The sequence below is a fragment of the Streptomyces sp. SN-593 genome (assembly GCF_016756395.1).
Classification (GTDB): domain Bacteria; phylum Actinomycetota; class Actinomycetes; order Streptomycetales; family Streptomycetaceae; genus Actinacidiphila; species Actinacidiphila reveromycinica.
The window spans coordinates 2,121,625-2,143,289 of sequence record NZ_AP018365.1; the positions used below are offsets into that span (position 1 = coordinate 2,121,625).

Annotated in this window: 11 protein-coding genes and 1 pseudogene (1 of these 12 running past the window's edge); 5 read left to right on the top strand and 7 right to left on the bottom strand. The window is 70.7% G+C overall.

Features of this window, described 5'->3' with window-relative positions; all coding sequences use genetic code 11:
* The 3 genes in view from RVR_RS08735 to RVR_RS08745 are tightly spaced (at most 47 nt apart) and all read right to left on the bottom strand, a layout consistent with a single transcriptional unit that may run on beyond the window.
* Positions 1-7,645, bottom strand: partial view of a hypothetical protein gene (locus RVR_RS08735; protein ID WP_202233302.1) — the start only. 21,341 nt of this gene lie to the left of the window's left edge; 7,645 of the gene's 28,986 nt are visible here — the first part of the coding sequence; it begins with the start codon at positions 7,643-7,645; the stop codon falls past the left edge of the window.
* Between the two features lie 47 nt (positions 7,646-7,692).
* Positions 7,693-8,250 carry a WXG100 family type VII secretion target gene (locus RVR_RS08740; protein ID WP_202233303.1) on the bottom strand — a complete coding sequence of 186 codons (558 nt, stop codon included), beginning with the start codon at positions 8,248-8,250 and terminating at the stop codon, positions 7,693-7,695.
* A 12-nt stretch (positions 8,251-8,262) separates the two neighbouring features.
* A complete protein-coding gene (locus tag RVR_RS08745) occupies positions 8,263-10,155 on the bottom strand; it encodes a WXG100 family type VII secretion target (protein WP_202233304.1) in 1,893 nt (630 codons plus the stop codon).
* A gap of 224 nt (positions 10,156-10,379) precedes the next feature.
* On the opposite strand from RVR_RS08745, the gene RVR_RS08750 reads away from it, so the two are divergent.
* Positions 10,380-11,045: a hypothetical protein gene (locus RVR_RS08750; RefSeq protein WP_202233305.1), complete on the top strand. Its 666-nt coding sequence runs from the start codon at positions 10,380-10,382 to the stop codon at positions 11,043-11,045.
* A 46-nt stretch (positions 11,046-11,091) separates the two neighbouring features.
* Here RVR_RS08750 and RVR_RS08755 read toward each other — a convergent pair whose 3' ends face one another.
* Together RVR_RS08755 and RVR_RS08760 are read right to left on the bottom strand one after the other, a co-directional pair.
* Positions 11,092-13,818 carry a right-handed parallel beta-helix repeat-containing protein gene (locus RVR_RS08755; RefSeq protein ID WP_202233306.1) on the bottom strand — a complete coding sequence of 909 codons (2,727 nt, stop codon included), beginning with the start codon at positions 13,816-13,818 and terminating at the stop codon, positions 11,092-11,094.
* Positions 13,819-13,900: 82 nt separating this feature from the next.
* Positions 13,901-14,689 carry a hypothetical protein gene (locus tag RVR_RS08760; protein WP_202233307.1) on the bottom strand — a complete coding sequence of 263 codons (789 nt, stop codon included), beginning with the start codon at positions 14,687-14,689 and terminating at the stop codon, positions 13,901-13,903.
* 355 nt (positions 14,690-15,044) lie between these two features.
* On the opposite strand from RVR_RS08760, the gene RVR_RS08765 reads away from it, so the two are divergent.
* Entirely contained in the window at positions 15,045-15,755 is a 711-nt protein-coding gene (locus RVR_RS08765) for a response regulator transcription factor (protein WP_237404646.1), read from the top strand.
* Positions 15,756-15,793: 38 nt separating this feature from the next.
* Here the strand turns inward: RVR_RS08765 and RVR_RS08770 are convergent, their stop codons facing one another.
* Both RVR_RS08770 and RVR_RS08775 read right to left on the bottom strand, forming a co-directional pair.
* Positions 15,794-17,197, bottom strand: coding sequence for an EsaB/YukD family protein (locus RVR_RS08770; RefSeq protein WP_202233309.1), 1,404 nt, complete (start codon positions 17,195-17,197; stop codon positions 15,794-15,796).
* 153 nt (positions 17,198-17,350) lie between these two features.
* On the bottom strand, positions 17,351-18,286 hold the full coding sequence (locus tag RVR_RS08775; RefSeq protein ID WP_202233310.1) for a LamG domain-containing protein: 936 nt from the start codon (positions 18,284-18,286) through the stop codon (positions 17,351-17,353).
* Between the two features lie 611 nt (positions 18,287-18,897).
* Between RVR_RS08775 and RVR_RS08780 the strand changes: the two genes are divergently transcribed.
* The 3 genes and pseudogenes from RVR_RS08780 to RVR_RS08790 form a co-directional block, all read left to right on the top strand.
* Entirely contained in the window at positions 18,898-19,272 is a 375-nt protein-coding gene (locus tag RVR_RS08780; RefSeq protein ID WP_202233311.1) for a WXG100 family type VII secretion target, read from the top strand.
* Positions 19,273-19,283: 11 nt separating this feature from the next.
* A complete protein-coding gene (locus tag RVR_RS08785) occupies positions 19,284-19,607 on the top strand; it encodes a WXG100 family type VII secretion target (protein WP_202233312.1) in 324 nt (107 codons plus the stop codon).
* 175 nt (positions 19,608-19,782) lie between these two features.
* A pseudogene (locus tag RVR_RS08790) lies at positions 19,783-20,494 on the top strand (transposase); the annotation flags it as partial.
* Between the last annotated feature and the right edge of the window lie 1,171 nt (positions 20,495-21,665).

Sequence of the window (21,665 nt, forward strand, 5' to 3'; positions counted from 1 at the left end):
TCAGCGCTCGGAGCGGGCCGTCCCCCGTATCGCTGGACGACATCGCAGATGGCAGGTCCCCCTCCTCCTGCCGGGAGCTCTCCGCGACCGTATTGCTGGGTCCGGCCCCGTCGTCGGACCCGGTGGCCCCGCCGACCTGGTCCTCCCCTTGCGAGCCGCCGCCGCGCATGCGGAAGCGGTCCCCACTGACGAGGGTCTCGGCGATGGCCTCAGCGCGTTGCCTGGAGTTCTCGTGTGGTCCGGCGGTGAGGCTGCGGTGGAGGAGCACTGCCTCGTACAGTGAGACGTGTCTGGTCGAGCCCAGTTCACGCAGTCGACGGTTGATGTCGGCCTGCACGAAGCGGAAGTCCGGTTCCGCGGGGTCGTGCCGGGTGGAGGGTCCTGCCTGGGCCTGGGCCCGGTCGTGGAGGGTGCGGGCATGGGTGTAGAGGTCGCGGGCCTGGTCGACCAGCGTCATGTGATGTGCGTAGGCAGTGTCGGGGTCGGCGTGGCGCTGGCCGTAGGAGCGGACCTCCAGCACCATCCGCGGAAGCGTGCCCTCCCCGTCGGTGTCGAACCCGTCCAGGAGGGTCATCATGCCGACGACGTCCTCCAGCCCGACCGTGTGCGGGGGCCGGGGGAGCAGCGCGGTGTCCAGCAGGTCCATGACCGTGTATTCGTCGTTTCCGAGCGACCACTGCCCCGGGGCCGTTCCGGCCAGGTCGGGCATGCGGCGGACGAGTCGCGCGACGAACGCCTCGCGCACATCGTTGGCGTGGCGTTCGAGGAAGTCCTGCGCCTCGTCGGGCAGCGACTTCAGCACCCGGTGTGGTTCGACGCGGGGCAGCACGGCAGCGTGCGCCTTCACCAGCCCACTGGATTCGGCCCCGTTGGTGATGGCAGCGGTCACCACATAGAGCAGTGCGAGGTGTCCGCGCATCTCCTGTACGGCCAGGTCGCCGTGCTGGTCGAGCCACTGGCGCGAGTACCCCCCCTTGGGGGAGGCGGCTTCACGGCCTGCCAGTTGCCGCACGAATTCGGCCGCGACGCGATCGGCCACGTCAAGGGCGTCCTCCAAGTGCACGCGGGTGAGGTAGGGCATGTCGGGGTGATTCTGGTCCCGCCAAGTGTGCTGGGCCACGTGCACCAGGAAGGGGTGGACCGCGGCCATCGGCACACCCACGTTGTGGTGGATGTGCGCACCCGCGAAGTCGCCCACCGGGTGGGGGCCTACCAGCGTTCCTTCACCCAGATCGCTCGGGTACCAGCCCCGCTCCGGTCCCAGCAACTCCCCCAGCGGGACCTGTGGCCGACTGCCGGGCTCACCCGCGACGGATTCCAACGCCGCTGCCGCCTCCTCGTAGACGTGGAACGCGCGGACGAGGTCGAACCGCTCCTCTCCCCCGTGCTGGACGGATGCCTCCTCGCCAGGCAGGTTGGCCATCACACCGAGGATGACCTCAGGAATCGGGACCGCCACCCTGCCGCCGTCGCCGCCGGCGCCGACGGCCTGCGCCTCCGTACGGAACAGGCGACCCTGCGGACCCGCGTACATGTCCTTGTACTCCACGACGATCCGCACCCCTTCAGGCCCCCAGACCAGAGTGCGCCTTTCCACGGTGCCGAAGTCGAGGCTGTCCCTCTCGGGAAGGGTCATGACGAGCGTGAGTTCGCTCTCCATTCCGGAGCCGCCGCCGCGCATGCGGAAGCGGTCCCCGCCGACCATGATCTCCGCGATGGCCGACCCGCGCTCCCTGGAGTTCCGCAAGTAGCCGGGGAGCTGGTCGTAGCGCTCAAGTACCTCCGCCATGGACGCGTCGCCATGAGGCCACCCCAGCTCACGCAGCCGACGATTGACCTCGGCGCGTACGAACTGCATGTCTTGCCCGGGAACGCTGCCGTCGGAGGCCGCGGCACCGGAATCGTCGTGGTCGAACGAGCCCGGGACGGATGCGCCCGCGAGGCGGCCGATGCCGCCCGTGGTGAGGATGTCCGGTACCGAGACCGGTTCGGTGCCGTGCCCGGCACCCTCCCCGTACGTCGTGCCGTCGGCCGGTACGACCCGGATCTCGTGGTGCCGGTCGTGCACGGTCGCGCCGGCGCCAGGGCGCTCAGGGATGATCGGCTCGTCCTCCACGGCAGAGCCGCGCCCAGCGATGATCGGCTCGTCCTCCACGGCAGAGCGGTCTCCGGTCTCCCGTAGCGGCACCGGTCGGCCATCGCCCTGTGCAGGGGCGGGTGTGACGACGCGGTCGGCCACGGCGGAGGCCGCCTGCCCCGGTTCGCCCTCCCCCCGCGAGACGTCGCGGGTCCGTCCAGCGCTCTCCACGCGCTCCGCCGGCTGGGCCGGCGTCCGCCGGGCCCGGGTCCCTCTGTCGGCGTCCTCGGCGATCGGGCCGCTGGAGCGGGCGCCGGTCTGCTCCTCGGGACCGGTCACCACGAGATCGCCGGTCCGCGTCTGCGGCGGGCCGGCGGTAGGGACCGGCGGCCCGTCCGTCGTCCCGGCGCGTGCCACGTCCGCGGCCCGGCCCCCGAGAACGTCTCCCGTCCGAGCGCCCGCTGCCTGCCGTTCGGCGGGCACGGACGCCACGGTCCCGTCGGCGTCCAGCGCGGCGAACCGTTCCCGCACCCGGTCCGGGACGACACCGAGGTCGTGGAGGGCCGTCTCGGCGTTCCTCCGCTCCAGGGCGGTGGACCAGCCATCCATCCGCGCGCGCATGGTCATCCAGCCGGGGACGTCCCCTTCACCGGCGTGCTCGTCGATGTAGCGCTCGTACGCCGTGACCGTGTGGTCGAGGGCGGTGTACCTCTGCCAGGCGGCGACCCGTTCGGCCGCGGTGCCGGACGTTCCCATGTCCTCCAGCTCCCGCACCTGACGATCGGTCAGCCGCGGGATATCGCCTGGCCTCGGCGGCTGGTACTCCCGGACCGTCCTCGGCGCCGGGCGCTCGTCCGCGAGCTGTTCCAGCCTGGTGCCGAAGGCGTTCTCGTGCTCCTTCTCGTGCCGCAGCCACGTGCTGATGTCATGGTCGTGGGGTGCGAACAGCCGGTCGAAGACCTCGGCGTTCTCCCTGCGGAAGTCGCCGGCGATCTCCGTCATCAGGCTGTGGTCCGTGGCCTCGGGGGCCGCCCGTCCCGGCACGTCCTGGCGGACGAGTCGTTCGAACGCGTCAGCCCCGTACTGAAGGGCGTCCACGGCGAGGTTGGCCTCGTGCTCGATACGGGCGTCCACCGTCGCCTTGAGCGCGTCGACACCCTCCTCGTAGTCGCGGGCCGGGCGACCGGTGTCGCCGTCCCAGCGCTCCAGCGAGCGGGCCCGGAAGTCGGGCATCTCCGGACGGACGTAGCCGCCTTCCTCCTTCGCCCTCGTGTAGGGGGACAGGTCGAAGTCGTCGACGCGGTGGAAGAAGCCCTCGTCCACCACCTGTTCGTGCAGCCTGCGCAACTCGATCCGCAGCCGGTTCCGCGCCGCGTCACCGAGGTGCGGGGTGACGAGGGATGCGTCGCTCCGGTCCATGGCCGCGTCGAGGAAGCGGTCGAACTCGTCATTCGTCCGCGCCCGGAAGTCGGCGTGCGCCATCCGCAGGTCGATGAGGTCGAACGTCAGACCGACGTGGTCGGTCCAGCGGTCCCCGAGCACCCGCTCGACGGCGGCGGCGTCCCGGCCGCCCTCGGCCCGCACCTCGTCGTACATCCGCCGGTAGGTGAGGTGCAGATCCTGCTCGAACTCCCCACGCACCCGGGCGAAGGTGTCGTCGGCGCGACCGCCGTACATCGCGTCGAAGGAGTCCATCGGGGAACGCACGACACGGGTGACCTCCACGAGGTCCGCGACCTCGCCCTGGAGCCGCTGACGCAGTTCCGCGAGCCCCTGGTCGACGACCCGCTGGACCGTGACGGGGTCGTCCGCGAAGTCCCGGTGCGCCTGGTCGACGATCTCCCGGGTACGTACCAGGTGGTCGGCACGCAGATCCGCGAGCGTGACGGGGACGTGGCCCTCCGCGCCGGGCCGCGGGCCGCGGGCGGGGTCCAGGCTCCACTCCGCCGGTCCGGTGTCGCGGTCCGCTCCGAAACTCCCTGGGTCGCCGAGATCCACGTCCCTCTCGACCAGAGTCGTCCGGGGAGCGGCCTCCCGCCAGTTCTCCCCCTCGTAGTGGGTGATGTCGGCGGCCGGCGGGTCCTCTTCACGCAGCGCCGCACCGTACTGGTGGTCGTTCACCGCCCGCTCGACGGCCTCTTGCGTACGGCGCAGCTCGTGAGCCCGCACAGCCGCGTTGGCGAAGTGCACGGAGGCGTGGTCCATCCGCTGCTCGTGCGCGAGGTTCCAATCCACGCTGTCGAACCCCTCGGGCCGCTCCCAGTGGCTCTTGAAGTCCTCCACCGTCTTGAGGTGGAACTCGCGCACGGCCTCGGCGTAACCGGCGCTGTCCTCGGTCAGCACCTCGACCGGTCCTCTGCTGTCCGACGAACGTGACGAGAGGTACTGGGCGTACGCCGCGTCCGTCTCCTCCTTCCGCGCGCTGCCCGACCGCTCACCCGCGAAGTCGAGGAAGGCGCCAGTCCGTTCGTCCCGCAACGCCTGGTAGCGCCGCCATTCCTCGCGCGGGTCCCCGGACCCGCGCGAGGGGCCGTCACCGCCGTCACCTCCGTCGCGGGGCGGCGCGGCCCCGTCCGCGGGCGTCCGCGCGGGCGGTTCGGCGGCTGGGGACCGCCGGCCGCCGCTGCCGTGCGCGGCGCTCCCGGCGGGCGACGGCACCGGGTCCGGTGTCGTCGTCCGCGTGGCGTCCGAGGTGGCCGCGGACAGATCTGTGCCGCGGGAGGCCGGCTCGGCCCCCGCGCCATTCCCGCGTGCCGCGCCTCCCGGAGCGGAGGTGGCGGCGCGGCCTGTGGCGGCGCCAGTGCCCTGCCTGGCGGCCGGCGAGAGCGCGGAGTCGGAGGTACGGCCGACCGGTTCCGGGACGACCGTCCGCCCTCCGTCTCCTGCCGTCGCCGAAGACCTGGCAGGCTGCGCGCCGGGGGCCGCGGACGTCCCGCGGGCGGGCGCCTGCGCCGCGCGCGGTACGGCGGTCGGTTCGGCGCTCCGGCCGGGAAGCTGACCGGTACCCGTTCCGGTCCGCTCCTGGGGAACCGCCGTTCCTGGCTCCGCCTCACCGTGGGGGGCACGGGCCGGTGGCACGCCTTGCGCACGTGCGGCAGAGCCCGCGGTCTCCGTCGGTGCGGAGTCCGCCTGCCGCGAGGACGTGACGGCATCCCCGGACCGCGCATCCGACGGCCGCGACGACGTACCCACGTCCCCGGACCGCACATCCGACGGCCGCGACGGCACCTGCGCCGGGGTCTCGGCCGAGCGCGGGGACGCTCCGGCCGAACGGGACGCCTCGCCGACCGGCCGCGCGCCACCAGCACCCGCCGAAGCCACGACATCGCCGGACTGCCGAGACGCACTGACGGACGAGCCCCCACTCGACCGGTCACCCCCCGGCACGGCCGACGCCCCGGTAGAACGACCAGCGACAGGCTCGACCGGCGCACTCGCCGAACGCGACGGCACGACGGCCGACCGCGACTCGGTCTCCGGGTGGCGTGCCGAGGCCTCCCCGGTCCGCGCCGCCTCGCCGGGCACCCCGGCCCGGCGCGTCGGGGGTGCCGCCACGGTGTCGACGTCACGGCCGGCGATCCGGCCTCCGCCGGGGACGGAAGAGGTCCGCCCGGGTTCAGCGGCGGCAGGAGTCGCCGACGCGGGAGCCTCCGCCTGGCGGGAGGGGGCCGTGGGCTCCCCCGGCCGGACCGCGTGCGCGCCGCCGGGTGATGCCGCCGCACCTTCTCCCACCCCGGCAGAGGATATCCGGGCCGGGGCCTGCGGCCTTGACGTGGCGGCTGCCGTCGAGCTCTCGGCGCGGGCGCCGCCCGGCGCCGTGGTCTCAGCGGGTGTCCTCGTACCGCCACCCGCCGCGCCGCCCTGGTCCACCGGTGCCGTGACGCGCTCACCAGGACCGGCGGAGTGCGATCCGGTCGGGTCCGCGGCCGGTCCCCCGGTCTGTGTCCGTGCCGGCGGCTCCGCGACGGTGCCGGTCGTGCCTCCGCCCGTCCGTGTCACCGGATCGGGCGACGTACGCACCGGGGGAGTTCCCGCCGCCTGCCCGGGCCCGTGTACCGCGCCGGGCTCCTGCCCCACTGTCGACGGGCTGTCGCTTCCCACGCCGCGAGACGCACCGCTCCCCGGCGCAGCAACACCATCAGACGACCGCACCACACCAGACGGACCCTCACCACCAGACACCCTCGACGCACCGCCCCCCGGCACCGTGACCCCGTCCCGCGGCACGGCGATACGGGGCTGCGGCGTGGCGCTGGGCTCGGTGACGCGGGTCCGCGGGGCGGCCGCGTCGATGGCGCGCGCGGAGTCGGTGGTACGGCCGACCGGGCCGCCGCTGGTGGCGGCACGCGCGCCGTTCGGGACGGCGTTGGCCTGGCTGATGCTGATCGGCTCCCGGACGCCGCCGACGCCGGCGCCGACACGGGAGTTGGTCACCGGACGGCCGCCGCCGTTGAGCGTTGTCGACGGGTTGGCGACGGTACGGTCGGCGGCGGGCGACACGATGTCGCTCCCGCCGACGCCGGACCCGGACCTTCCGCCGCTGCCGGGGTTGCCGATGGTGATCGAGGCCGGGTCCACCTTGGGATTGACGACGTTGGGTGTGTCGACGTCACCGTTCCTGGCCCCGTTGCCGACCCAACTCTTGATCTTTCCGGTGGCGGTGCCGAAGGCCGCGGACCCGCCGACCATGAAGGGCAGCAGCAGCAAGCCGTCGCCGATGAAGTTGAGCCACCCCTCCGCGGTCGTCGGGACCGGGGACCAGTGTTTCCAGTCCGTGGGCAGGCCCGCCGCCGCGTTGGCCGCGGCTGTGGTCGCGGCACTGACACCGACGAAGTCGCCCCCGTACACGATGGTCTTGGCGGGCACCGTGATCCAGGCAGACTGCCGCCCGGCGGTTGCGACCACGCCGCTTCCGTCGCTGCCGATGCCAGCGACCCTGCCGACCGTGCTGACGACGGTGGTGGTGATGTCGCCGAGGCCCGACGTGACGCGGGCGATGGCCGCGGTGATCTGGCCGATCATGGCGCTCAGATCCGGGAGCAGGGCGAGTAGTTCGCTGATCATCCCGGCGAGCCGGCTCGCCACGGAGGCAAGCATGGAGACCATGGCGGCCAGCAGTTCACCCGCGAGGGCGGCGATCTCGCCGAGGAACATGCCGGTGAAGAGCCCGAAGATCGCACCGAAGATCATGGCCAGCAACTCCGCGAGCGAGATCTTCTGCTCGGCGATGGCCTGCTCCTCGCGGAGCATCGCGTAGTAGTTGATCTGCTCGCCCATGTCCCAGCAGGTGAAGGCGCACTGCTCGACCGTGTAGCGCAGCCCCCCGTTCCCGTCGGGGTTCCCGTCGTAGGGCACCGCCGAGTTGTCCTGGAACGCCGTCGACATCGACTCCGCCGCCTCGCCCAGCCACCCGCCGTTCGTCGCGTTGAACGTCGCCGCCGCCATGTTCGCGATCTGTTCGTCGAGGAGGTCGCCGAAGGTGATCCAGGCGTTGCCCAGCGTGTAGATGGGGTTCGGGTCGAACGGGGTGTCCTGGAACTGGTTGTCCTGGTTGTCGGTTGTCGACATCTGCTGCGAGCCTCAAGGTGCGCCGGGGGAGAGAGCTACGGGGGTTGTCAGAAGGTCTGGTTCACGGAGGTGTGGTGGATGTTGTCCTTCTGCTCCTCCTCCGACGGGTCGTCGGTCACCACGTTCTCAGCAGGAGGGTTGTCCAGCAGCGGGTCCCGGTCGGGGGCGTCCGGGGCCGGTGTGTGGTAGGTCGCGACGATGTCGCTGAGGTCCGCGTCGCCCTTGCCCGTCAGGTCGGCGGGATCCATCCCCGCCATGAGGCCCTGGAACATGGCGAACGAGTCGGAGACAGCCCGCTCGCCCCTGCTGTAGCCGACCGCTGCGGCCTCCAGTCCGGCGCAGAACCGGTTGAGGATGCCGTTCTCGGGATGGTCCTCCGTGCCGAAGAGCTGCGTGACCATGGCGTTCCACTCCTGGTTGAACTTGTCCGCCTGGTCCTGGGAGTCGCCGGTCCAGGACAGCCGCAGTTCGTTCAGACGGGTGGTGACCGCACTCAGAACCGTGTTGATGTTCTTGACGGCGTCAATGGAGTTCTGCGCCGCCGAATGCAGGACCCAGGGGTCCACGGCGAGGGTGGTCGCGTTCCAGGTGGCGGGAAGGGCCATGGCGTCTCCAGGTCATTGGGACAGGTTCTTGACCGCAGCCTGCTCGCTCTGCAGGTAGTTGTCATAGGTCTGCTGCAGTTGGTCGATCGTGCTGCCGACCAGCGTGTGGAGATCCCTCAAGGCCGACTTGACGTCGGCTGCGACATCCGCGAACGAGTCGGCCGCGGGCGAGGTCCATGCGGCGTCGACGTTGCTCATCTCGCTGGTGATCTTGTCGTTGTAGTCGCTGAGGAGGCCCTGCTGCGTGGTGATATACGCAATGGCGTCCTTCATCTGGCCGAGGTCCACCTGCCAGGACTTGGGGGTCATGACGGTTTCCCCGGCGTCGAGGACGAAAGCGCCGTCGGCGGCCCGGAACGTGCCGTGGGTGACTCCGTTCTCACCGACGTAGTAGGAGTCGCCGGACTCCGTGGTGAAGATGCCGGTGGACCAGTCCATGGTGCCGTGCAGGACTGTCCCGTTGCCCAGGACGATGGTGGTGCCGTCCGCGGTGTAGAAGCTGTCGCCCGCCATCACGCCGTAGGCCGTGGAGCCGTCGGGCATGGTGTACGCGATGCCATTCGGGACGAAAGAGCCGGTCACCGGGTCGGTGATGCCGTGCTCCACCGTCCCGTCCGGCGCGACGTAGACCGTCCCGTCCTGCGACAGGAACCCGCCGTCCGCGGTGTCGCTGCCCCACACTTCCTGCCCGTCGACGGTCCGCTCCGTCAGGAAGCGGCCGTCCACCAACTTCCCGTGCTCCACCGTCCCGTCCGCGGTGACATAGACCGTCCCGTCCTCCGACAGGAACGAACCATCCGCCCCGAGGACGCCCCACACCGTCTGGCCGTCGATGACACGGGATGTGCCGTTCTCCAGGAACCGGCCGTCCGGAGCCGTCAGACCGCGCTCCACCTCGCCGTCCGCGGTGACGTAGAGAGTCCCGTCCTGCGACAGGAATCCGCCGTCCGCGGTCGGGACCCCCCAGACGACCTGTCCGTCGACGGTCCGCTCCGTCAGGAAGCGGCCGTCCACCAACTCCCCGTGCTCCACCGTCCCGTCCGCGGTGACATAGACCGTCCCGTCCTCCGACAGGAACGAACCATCCGCCGCAGCGCTCCCCCACACCGTCACACCGTCGACGAGCCGCGACGTGCCGTTCACCAGGAAACGACCGTCCGGAGCCGTCAGACCGTGCTCCACCGTCCCGTCCGCCGCGACGTACGTCCGCCCGTCCTGCGACAGGAACCCGCCGTCCGCGGTGTCGCTGCCCCGCACTTCCTGCCCGTCGACGGTCCGCTCCGTCAGGAAGCGGCCGTCCACCAACTCCCCGTGCTCCACCGTCCCGTCCGCGGTGACATAGACCGTCCCGTCCTCCGACAGGAACGAACCATCCGCCGCAGCGCTCCCCCACACCGTCACACCGTCGACGAGCCGCGACGTGCCGTTCACCAGGAAACGACCGTCCGGAGCCGTCAGACCGTGCTCCACCGTCCCGTCCGCCGCGACGTACGTCCGCCCGTCCTGCGACAGGAACCCGCCGTCCGCGGTGTCGCTGCCCCGCACTTCCTGCCCGTCGACGGTCCGCTCCGTCAGGAAGCGGCCGTCCACCAACTCCCCGTGCTCCACCGTCCCGTCCGCGGTGACATAGACCGTCCCGTCCTCCGACAGGAACGAACCATCCGCCGCAGCGCTCCCCCACACCGTCACACCGTCGACGAGCCGCGACGTGCCGTTCACCAGGAAACGACCGTCCGGAGCCGTCAGACCGTGCTCCACCGTCCCGTCCGGCGCGACGTACGTCCGCCCGTCGTCGGAGAAGAACGACCCGTCGGGCTGGAGCGTCCCGGACACCGGGTGACCGTCGATGGTCCGTTGCTCCTCGTGGGCGACCGCGGACGAAGCAGGACCCGTCGGTGTCGTCACGGCGCGCGCTCCACTCTCCTTTGCCGACCTTGCCGTTCACCGTACGAAGCGCCGTACTCCTGCGGGAAGGCCCACATAGAGGCGCGCGGGGAGTCCTGGAAAAGGGACGTCGATGCCCGCACGGCGGTCCGGGAAGATGATGAGCGCTTACACTCCGGCCGTCGGACCGCCCGACCGTGGACGGCGATCGGCCTGTCGTGCGCAGAGAGCGGGTGCCCCAGCCGATGTCCTCGGACTCCGTCGAACCGATCAAGTCCCAGCACGAGAAGTTCCCGTGGGAACCGACAATCGACACGTCGGACGGCCCGCAGAAGAAGGCCGGCGAAGACTACACCAGGGTGTACGGCGGCACCGTCCAGAACGGAAAGTCCTCCGGGGACGACAACGACGAAGTCGAGAAGAGCGGCCGTGAGCCGATCCTCACGATGACGTACACGACAGCCCCTGACTTCATCCCGTCCGCGGACAGCGGCTCCGGCGGCACCGACGGGCCGAGCGCCCTGGAGAGCGGCCGCTTCACCGTTCAGCTGGCCACTCTGCACTCGACCGAGCAGGACTGCCTCACCGCCACCTCCGCCATGGTCGACGGCTTCGACACGGTCAAGGGCGAGGTCGACAAGGCTGCCGCCGACGACAACTTCTTCGGACAGCACGTCGGCAAGTGGCAAAGAACAGAGTCGGGCAAGAACGGCATACAGACCCAGTGGCAGGACGACAAGTACGACGAAGAGGCCCAGCACTTCGCCGACGCGATCATCCCCCAGATGAAGAACCTGCTGAACAGCATCGGCAGCGCGATCGAGGCCTGCGGCCAGTTCAACGCCCTGCTCAACAACGCCGGCCAGATCTACGCCACCATCGACCACAACGCCGAGTTCAAGGACGCCTGAGCGCGGCGGCGGCCAGCCGCCACCCGGCGCATCCCCGGAGGACCGCTCACTGCACCGGCTGTGCCCCCGGCAGGTCCTCCGGCAGGAGCGTGCTCAGATCCTCCGTCGTCGGCGCGGTCATCTCGACCACCCGTCGGGCGTGGTTCTCCGTCATCCGCTGGAAGAGCTGCCTGGCGGTGCGGCCGTTGCCGAACCGGTCGTCCCGGACGATCGTGCCGAAGTGCGCCAGCAGCGCCTCCCTCGTGTACTCGGGCAACTCGTACTGGTGCCGGGCGGCCTGCCAGTCCACGATCCGCACGAGTTCCGCGTCCTCGTAGTCCTCGAACACCAGGGTGCGGGTGAACCGCGAGGCGAGGCCGGGGTTGACGCCGACGAAGCGCTCCATCTCGTCCGGGTACCCGGCCACGATCACCACGATGTTGTCCCGGTGGTCCTCCATCAGCTTCACCAGCGTGGCGATGGCCTCCCGGCCGTAGTCCGCGCCCTGACCGCTCGGGGTGAGCGCGTACGCCTCGTCGATGAACAGCACACCGCCGAGAGCCTGCCGAAACACCGCCGTGGTCTTCGGCGCGGTATGGCCGACGTACTCGCCGACCAGCGAGCCGCGGTCCGCCTCGACCAGGTGCCCTCGCGAGAGCAGTCCGACGGCGGCGAGGATACGGCCGTAGAGGCGGGCCACGGTGGTCTTGCCCGTGCCGCTGTTCCCGGCGAAGACCAGGTGGCGGCTGAGCGGCGGAGCGACGAGGCCCGCCTCGGTGCGCTGCCGGACGAGCTGCATCACCTTGACCATGGTGCTGACGTCGTGTTTCACCCCGGCCAGGCCGACCAGGCCATCGAGTTCGTCCAGCACCTGGGCCAAGTCCTCGCCCGTGGGTTCCCTCACCTCCGCGCCATCGGTGCTGACGGTGTCCGGCGTTCCGACGTCGGCGCCGGCCGCGCCCACGATGGCCGGCAGCCGGGAGCCGACGCCGGTGGTGGTGCCGGCCGCCGGGTCCTTTGCGCTGTCGGGGAGTTCACCCGTCGTGACGTTCTTGGCCCGGCATCCCACGAACCGGGCCTCGGAGCCCTCCTCGCATTTGACTCCCTCCTCCGTGTCGTGGATGAGGCAGGCGCGCAGGACCGGAGCGGCGCCACCGCCGACGTAGACGGCGGGAAAGGCGGCGTCGCTGATGTCGCAGAAGTCGAAGCGGCCGCAGCCGCCGTCCGCGATGTAGAGGCCATTCTTCGCCGTTCGCGTGAGGGACAGCCCGTGCACCCGGGGCGCCGCGTCCTGCCGCACCACCATTCCCGTTCCGCCGGTGTCGGTCACCGAGCAGTCGACGATCCAGGGGGTGGCGCGCTCGCGGACGTAGACGCCGGCTCCGGCGGTGTTGAGGACCCGGCAACCCACGACGAGCGCCGAGGTCTCGGCGGCCACGTCGATCCCGACGCCGCCGCAGCCGTCGATGTGGCAGCCGTCCAGCAGCGGCCGGTGCTCGGTGGTCAGGCTGACTCCGGTGGCCACTTTGGTGATCTTGCAGCGACGGGCCGTCAGATCCGCCCCCTCGACGCAGAGTCCCGCCAGGCCGACATCCTCGATGGCCGTGTCCTCGACCGTGACGAGCGCGTCGCCCGCACCTCGCACTCCGTGCTCCGGGGTGCCGCGCAGTTCGCATCCGCCCAGTTCCAGTCGGCTGGCGCCGTCGGCGTGCACGGCGGTGTACGCCGATTCGTCGACGACGGTGTCACGCAGGCGGAGGCGGGCAGTGTCCGCCGCGTACACTCCGTTGGCGCCGGCCCGGTGAACGGCGCCACGCCGGACCTCGACCCGTGAAGCGCCGCCGACCGCCAGTCCGGTGTCACCGGTGTCGCTCACTGCCGTGCCCTCCAGCCGGAGCCGGGCGTCGGCGGCCGTGACGACACCGGCCGCCCCCGTCTGGCTGATCCGGCAGTTCAACAGCGAGACCACGGCCTGGCCGGTCACGTGCACACCGTCGCCGGCCGTGGCCGATATTCGGCAGTCGCGCAGCACCACGCCGGCGGCGCCACCGCCCGCGTCCTCCTCGCCCCGCGCCGGGCGGGAGCCGTCGCCGCCGTCCTGGCCGCGTCCGGGCGCGCCGGCCCGGCCGGTGACGACGACTCCCGCGGCGGCGCTGTCGGTGACATGGCAACCGGTCAGCCTCGGCACGGCGGTGGCGTCCACGGCGACGGCCGCGGCCCCGGTGTCCCGCACCTCGCACTCCTGGACAGTGGCACGCGACGAACCGGTGAAACGCAGACCGTGCCCGCCTGTTCCGGAGACGGTGACCCGCCGCAGGACCGGGGCGGCGCCGTGGTCGACGAAGACGCCGGCCGACGTGATGTCGGCGATCTCGCACCCCTCGATCACCGCGGTGCTGTCGCCGACCAGGTACAGGCCGACCTCGCCGGTGTGGTGGACCCGGCAGTTCCGCACCACCGGGTTGGCGGTACCGGAGACCTGCAACGGCCCGCCGGTGATCTCGCAGCCCTCGATCAGGACCTCGCCCGCGGTGACGGACACCGCGGGTTCCCCGTTCGGGTGCTCGATCAGCAGATCGCGTACGGTGCCGCCGCCGTGCACGGCGAGCGCGGGCCCGTGCGCGCCGACCAGGCGGACGGTGCCCGCGCCCTTCTCCGCGACCAGGCTGATGCCGCGGTCGAGAACCACGTTCTCGGTGTAGGTACCGGGCTGGACGGAGACGGTCGCGCCCGGTTCGGCGGCCCGTACGGCCGCCATGACGCTGCGGTGGCCGCCCCAACCGCGCGGCCCCACGCGGAGAACGCTCTTCACCGGTCCCCCGAACAGCGTTGACCGCGTCGGGCTGCGGGGCCCCCTTCGGAGGGGACGGCGGTGGTCATACGGCGTGGCAGGTGATCCGCACCTGAGCGGCGGCGACATGGGCGTCCTTGGCGGCGCTGTCGTCGCGGGCACCCGCGTCGACCAGTTTGACCGTCACCACTCCGGTCCTGACTTTGAAGGAGCCGCCCGTCACCCACCGGCCGCGGTGCGTCACCTGGTCCACCCGGTAGCCGCCGAGCGAGGAGCCGTCCGAACTGTGGTCCTCGTCCGTTTGGTAGTAGTAGTAGTACGCCGGATCACCGCTGGCCGCCGTGCGCGCTCCTTCCGGCACGTAGGTGGCCAACGTGCAGGAGGCGCTGGTGTAGGTCGCGCTGAAGTCGAATCGCCACAGCGCGAACCGGTCCTGGTCGTAGGAGACCTTCTGCCCGGAGACCGGCAGGGACAGGTAGCTCCCGGTGCAACTACCGCCGCTGTAGCCGCCCTTGGCCGAGGTGGTCCATCCGGTCGTCTGGTCGCTGTTGGTGCCGGTGTAGTAGCCGTACGCGGCGAAGCCGCTCGTGGCGTCGGAGGCGCAGCCGGGGCCGGCCACCGCCGTCCACTCGCTGCCGGTCTGAGCCACACCGCCGCGGGCCGGGGCCGAGGTGGTGACGGGTTTGATGTCCGCGGGCGCCGCCACGACCCGTGCGCCTCCCAGCGCACCCTTCAGCAGCGCGGCGAGCCCCACGGCCACCACGACGGCGAAGCCGACGGCCAGCACGCGGGTGCCCGAGTGGCCGGGCCGGGCTGCCGGCCTGACCGCGCGGTCGAACGCGGCGGAGAATCCGCGCCACTCCTCGTCATTCATCGCAGCCCGATCTCCTCACAAAATGGTGCATTCTTCACCCAATGGCGGCAGCTTATTCGTTCTCCGGCCCTCATGTCGCCGCATCCACCAGAGCCGTCAGGCCCGCCCCGGCACGCCACTCCACACAAACCAGTAAAGATCGAGCAAGAGGGGACTTCCGTCCCTTCCGAATCGGATAACCCATGGGACCCGATCTTCGCCGTCGATTCCAAGTGTTCCCCGGGCGTACACCGAATCGCCTCAACACCGGCTCGCCTGCCGGTAGCATCGACCACGGGGGCCGCAGCGAATTTCGCAGTTCGCTCGACAGATCAAGAACGACAGGAGCACAATGCCCCGGATATGGCGCGTCACAGTGGTCGAGCAGCACACCTTGATACGACGCGGGCTGGCGAGCCTGCTGTCCGCCGGTCCACATACCTGTCTGCTGAGCGCCGTCGCCGAGCCGCACGAACTGTCCGACGTGCTCGCCGGGCTTCCGCCGCTCGGACGGGCCAGTGCCGTGGCGGGTCCGGACGTCATCGTGCTGGGAATGTCCGCCGGATTCGGCGCGTCCCAGGGGGAGACGGTCGAGCTGGTGTGCGGTCTGGGTGCCGTCCTCGTCGTCGCCGATTTCGCCGATGGTGGAGAGGTCACGATGGCGCTTCGCTCCGGCGCCCACGGCTGCGTCAGCCGGATGGCCGAGGAAAGCGAACTGCTCAACGCCGTCGGCGTCGTGGGACGCGGCGGCATCTACATTGACCCCCTGCTCGCAGAGCACTTCCACAACGCGTTGAGACTGCCCCCGGGCGCGGTGTCTCCCACGCTCGCCCGTCGCGAGGTGGAGACGCTGCGCTGGCTCGCCACCGGATTGACGCATCGTCAGATCGGCCGTCGGATGGACCTGACCGAGGCCACCGTCAGCACGTACGTCAAGCGGATCAGGAACAAGCTGGGCGTCGGCAACAAAGCGGAGCTGACCCGCAAAGCCTTCGAGCTCGGCCTGTTGTCCGCCTCTGACGTGCGGCACTCTCCGGTGGAGTCCCATGCGTCCGCGGACCGGGAGGTACGTACGTCGGTGGCCTGAGCGACGACGCGGCGATCCTCCGACGTGGGCGCGCCCGGTCACAGGCGCTGGCCGAATTCAAGCACCCACCCGAAGACGCCGAACGTGGCGACGGCCAAGGCGATCCCGGCCCCGCCGAGCACCGAGGCTAGGCTGGTCACCCAACCGGCCCGGGTCCGCTCCAGGACACCGGAGCCACGCATCAGGTTCCGGAACCCGTAGCCGAGCAGTCCGACGGCCACCAGACACGCGGCGCCCGGCGCGGTCCATCCGGTCCAACCCAGGTGCCCGGCGCCGAGCAGCAGCACCGTGCACAGTCCGGCCGCGCCCGCGACTCCCACCGGCACCACCTCCGCGGTCAACCGACCGCCTCCCGCACGCAGGACCAGCGCGACTCCCAGACAGGCAGCGAGCATCACCCCGTACCGCGAACCCGACACGGCCAGTGCCACGAGCGCCGTGGCCTCCACCGCGCTGAGGAACACCGTCCACGCCACCAGCAGCGTCCTGGCCGAGGCGACCGCCAACGCCACCCGGTCCTCGTCGGTGCCCTCGCTTTCGGGCAGCCGTACCGAGTCCCGCCGGAACACATAGCCCACCAGCCCGCCGGCGGCCTGCACCGTCCAGGTGAGCAGGACGAACACACAGGCGGCGGTCACAGCGGCGAGTTCGGTTCCACCGCCACCGGTCAGCGCGACGAGGGTGCCGACGCTCGCGGCGACCGCGGCCGCACCGAGAACGGTGCAGGTCAGAATCCCGAACGCGGCCACGTAAGCGAGCAGGGCGCCGAGCAGGGCGCCCACCGCGAGGGCATCCAGGGTGAATCCGGCACGGCTCAGCGCACCGCCCGGTCCGTCCCCCTTGGCCGGCCACGCGGCCACCGCCATCGCCCGGACAGCGAACGCGAGCAGCGGCACCGCGGAGAGCGCGAGCGTCTCCCGCAACCGCCACGGCAGCGGCCACCGACGCTCACCCGCCACCCAGGCCAGTGCGGGCAGGACCAGTCCCGCCGACACCGCCACGTCCGCCACGACTCCGTAGGCCATCCGCCCGCAGAACAGGGAGACCGTGACCGTCGCAAGCAGCCAGAGCACACCCACGACAGCCACGGTCAGCACCCGGGCCCGGGCGCTCCAGCCGTGCTCCAGGACCCCTGTGGCGACTTCGGCGACCCGTTCGGCGACGTCGTGCACCACGGGTTCGTCGAACTCGTGGGCTGTGACGTCGCACAGGTACAGCACCTGGCCGTCCACGACACCCGATTCCGCGAGGGAGCGTTCGGGAGCGAACGGCTCATGCGCCGTGAGGGCCAGCGACCACGCGGAGGGCATCACATCGGTCTGCGGCTGACCGCACATCCCTGCCAGAGAGTTGACGTAGGTGGTGATCGGCGCGCCGGCGGGTACGGCCAAGTCGACCTGGCGCCGTTCGCCGACAACGGTGATCCGGCAGTGCTCGTCCACGAGGTGATGTCCTTGGAGTGCGCGGTGGGGCTTGGACAATTGTCGGGGCGTGGGGAGTGCGCTTCCTAGTACCCCGTTCTGGTGTCACCGTCCCCCCGGACGATGTCCAGGCGAGGAGAGGCAAGGTGCAGGGCCCGGCCGGACCCTACGCGGTCACTCGACCGCTCGGACCTGGACGTCCGTCAGCGCCTGTCCGAAGACCTGGACGTCGCTTATCTGGCCCAGGAACCACTGGCTGCCCTGGTCCCCGCGCCAACGGGCGCGCCCGATGACGAAGCTCAGGTTCGTCTCGAACGGATAAATGTCCCGTGCCGTGCTCTGCCGCACACCGTTGACGTAGAGCGTCATCTCGCCGTCGGTCGCGTCGTACACCCCGACGAGATGGGTCCAGGTGTTCACGGGCGGCGGATCGATGGAGACCGCACGGTAGCGCGTCACGTCGGACGGGGCACCGTCCGTCTGCACCCGGGAGAACGACCAGCGGTTGGTCGGCCCGGAGTACTGGAGGAAGAAGCCGCTGTCCTGGGTGCCGTCCTGGCTCACCACCGTGAGATCCCCGCGGTGGGTGCTGCCCAGGTAGGCCCACGCCGACACAGTGAAACTGTGGCCAGGGCCGGTGTCGACTACGGCTTTCGTCAGAACCTGGCTGTTCTGGCCATTGAAGACGCCGGCGCCGCCGTGCTCCGTGCTCGTACCGACGTTGAACGACTGGGCCGGGTGCCGACCGGTCTCATCCTTCCCGAGCCCGCCAGCGCCGAGCCTCCAGTGCCCCAATGGCTGGGGAAGCGTCACCGCGGGTGCGACGGTGGCGGACGCTCCTTGTGAGGGCAGGACACCGGAGGCGGCGGACGGGGACGGGGACGTCTTCTTCGCTCCACCGGCCCCCTGCTTCGACGTACCCGTCCCGGACGCGCTCGGGATCGCCACCGGCAGCGACGGCTGCACCTCGCCCTGCGATGCGACGGGACTGCTGGCGGCGGCGTCACGGGCTCCGTCCGACGTCCCGTGGCCGCGTGTCTGGACCGCCACGGCCACACCGAGTCCGAGCAGGAGCACCCCGACACCCGCCAGGACGGCGGTCGTCAGCACGGCCCGCCGGGGGCGACGCGCTTCCGGCGGACCCGGAGGTTCCTTCTCCCCGCCCTGTGGGTCGGCCCCCGACGGCGCCGCCCACTGGCCACGCCGCAGCGAACCCCGGACCGGGCCGTCAGCCGAGGGCCGCGGCACCGCCCCGGGCCCCGGGTCCGCGCCCGTGGCCCGGCTCCCACTGGCGACGGGCACCGCCGGATCACGCAGCGCCGGCTCAGCCGGCTCCGCTCCCGACGGCCGTTCCGGCGTCGTCCCACTCATGTGGCAATCCTCCTCGGACGTGACACGCCTACGTGTGATGTCTGCACGAAGGCCACCGCCCTACCGAAGCGCGCTCTCCCCGGGGCATGCGCGTCCTTCACGGTGACCGAGAGGCAACTTATACAGCGAACAAGCCGCGCGTGGGGAAGGGGAAGACTTCCCGCTGACATAATTCAGATGTCATCTCCGCGCAACCTGCGCCCGCATACCTGCCGAAATTCGGAATTACGCCACAAGATGACGGATCGGGTTTACTTGACGCCCCCGACGTTGGCAGACTGGCCCGGCGCTGGCGCGAAGCCCCCGAGAAGTCAGTGCATCATGTCATCGACAGACCCTGGTGGTGAAGTATGACAGTTCCACCCCAAACCGGCGCCACGACGGTCGGCGGCGTCAACTACCGTGTCACTCCCGAGTACCTGGCCCAGGCGCGCACCGACACAATCAACACCGCACAGCTCGTCCAGGACCAGCTCGCTCAGCTCAAGTCCTACGTCCAGCAGCTCGAAGCCGTCTGGGGCGGCATGGCGCGGGACACCTTCCTCACCCTGATGCAGGACTACGACGTCTACGCGCGCATGCTGCACGACTCGCTGACGGACATCGCCTCGGGCCTTGAGGGCACGTACATCAACTACACCCAGTCCGAGGCACAGAACATCAACAACCTGCGTGCCATGGGCGAAGACCTGCCTGCGCCGGCCACGGGCACCAACTTCGACTAGAGGAGCTCCAGATGCCAGATCCGTCTTCCATCGACAGCGTCAGGATCAAGGTCGACGACACCCTGGGCGCGGCGGGCACCACCATCAACGGCATGGCGGCGACCATCGCCGAGGAGTTGAGCGCCCTGAAGGGCCGCCTCGCGCCGCTCCAGGAGGAGTGGCTCCAGAGCACCGCCGCCACGTACTACCAGGACATGATGAACGAGTGGGACCTCGCCGCCAACGGCCTCTTCGGCCCGGAAGGCGTACTCGGCCGCATCGCTCACGCGATGGACGTCAACTGGGGCAACTACTCCGACGCCGAGTGGTCCAACGTCACCACCTGGAAGCACTGAACCGGTCCTGCCTCGATCGCAGGGACGTGGACGCTCCCGGCATGCCCGTCTCCTGGCCGGGACCGCCCGCCGCGCCTGCGGTCCCCACGACCGCGGCGGTTCCGTGCTGCGGCCGTGGGGCGCACCGACCCCCAACCACCGGGTCGTCCGTACCGAATCGCACGCCGCCGACGGCGTGTGGCCGGGGCCACGACGGGCCGGCAACGGCTCCGGTCGAGCCCTGCACTTCCTCGCCGTTCGCTTGCGGGAACACGGCCGTCGGATCAAGAGCCGCCGACACCGCCCGCGCCGACTCCCCGTCGGCCGTCACGCGCAACTGGTGTCAGCACATCCGCGCAATGCAACCACCTACGCCCAACTGGCAGTCGGCTTCGGGGGCCTGTGGCACCGGCCCTTGCGGAGACCACGCGAACAGCCTCGTCGAAGGCGTTCGTGGTGCTGGACGGCGCCCTGCCGCCGATCGACCGGATCGCCGCTGACCGGCCCTCCTCCTCGGGGAGCACAGAGACACGGCTTGAACGTGAAGGTCCTCGCGGGCCCCTTCGACCGGCCGCCGCGGGCCACACCGGCTCCGCCCGGCGCCGTCCACGACGTCCGCGCGCCCCGAGGACACGGCGTCGCCGATGCTTTCGCCCAGGCCGACATCCCGCGCTGGGCCCGCAAGGTAACCGCGACGCCTCGGTCTGCACCCCGTGCCGCGGGCAGTAGGCGGCCTTCTTCGACCAGCCAGCGAGCGGTGAACCGGTCCCACGCGAAGAACCACACCCTCGTGGCACAGGGCCATGGCGACCCTCGAATCCTGACGCCCCCTTCGCGAACTCCGGTGCTCCACCACCCGGCTCGCCCGCCTCCTCCAAGCCGTCCCCACGCCGCATTTGGCCAGATCAGGCCGGTCATGGAACAAGCTCACCGCGCGTCGAGAAGACGGCGTCGGCACGGCGGACAAGGGCCAGTCCGGCGCATGCAGGCACAGTCCGCGTCCAGTCCTGGTCACCAGTTGTGCACCCACGGACCACTGCGGCCACCGCCTCTGGAAGCCCACGACCGATTGGGGCCAGCCCAGTGAGCCGGTACTGCCGGCTTCCGCGAGTACGTCGGACCCGCGTATCTCCAGCATTCAGTAACTATAAAGACCTCTGATGCATCGGTGAAAATTCTCTCGTTGGACACGCCCGGGGGACGTACGGTCCAATAGGGCGGTACCCAGGATTGTCCTCTCCGCAGCCGGCAGGGGTTCCCGTGAACGCAATTCCCAGCCGCGCCGTAAAACGGCGTGGCGTTTTTTCTGATTCCGGAGCGGCCCCGGAGGGGGTCCTGTCCGCGGTGCGGGGCGGTTCCTCGGAACAGCCAGTCCGGATCAGTGATGTGTGCAAGCACTTCGGTGAGACGCAGGTGCCGCACGGTGTCAGTCTGGATGCCACCACGGGCGAGGTCGCCGTGATCATCAGGCCGTCCGGTTCCGGCGAGTCTGCACTGTGCCGGGGTATGAACCGATTGGACACGGTCGCTTCCGGGACCGTGCTCATCGAGGCGTCCCGCTACCGGCCGAGGGCCGGGAGTTGACCGGACTGCGGGCAGAGGCCGTCACGACCTTCCGGTCCTTCAACCTCTTCGCCCACCTGACGGCCCTTCAGAATCTGGCGCCAGCGCCGGTGAAGGTACGCGGCCCCGCCCGGTCCGTGCCGCATGTGCGCGCCCGTGAGCTAGGCCGCCGACCGCGTCTTCGTGAACTCCGGACGGATTCTGGAGACAGCCACGCCGGCGGATCTCTTCGCGGGACCGCCCAACGAACGGTCCGCGGACTTCTCTCCAAAGTATTGCAGCATTGAAAGAATTTTCCGCGCGCCGAGATCGGCAAACCGCGCGCACCTGAATCACCGGTGACGTATCGGCCATTCGCGTTCCACCGCACGAAGGTGACCTGTTCACGGTCTCGGTCCGCTCCGGAGGCTCCCTGCGTGCGCACGACCCCCACCGGACGTCCGTATCTTCCGTCCCCGCCGGGCCCCCGGCTTCGCCTCCCGGCGTCCGCTGTCCCTCGGGCGTTCGCCCTCGTTC

Excerpts from the sequence above, each read along its gene's own strand:
- RVR_RS08750 (WP_202233305.1), top strand. The coding sequence starts at position 10,380 with ATGTCCTCGGACTCCGTCGAACCGATCAAGTCCCAGCACGAGAAGTTC.
- RVR_RS08740 (WP_202233303.1), bottom strand. The coding sequence starts at position 8,250 with ATGGCCCTTCCCGCCACCTGGAACGCGACCACCCTCGCCGTGGACCCC.
- RVR_RS08760 (WP_202233307.1), bottom strand. The coding sequence starts at position 14,689 with ATGAATGACGAGGAGTGGCGCGGATTCTCCGCCGCGTTCGACCGCGCG.
- RVR_RS08785 (WP_202233312.1), top strand. The coding sequence starts at position 19,284 with ATGCCAGATCCGTCTTCCATCGACAGCGTCAGGATCAAGGTCGACGAC.
- RVR_RS08780 (WP_202233311.1), top strand. The coding sequence starts at position 18,898 with ATGACAGTTCCACCCCAAACCGGCGCCACGACGGTCGGCGGCGTCAAC.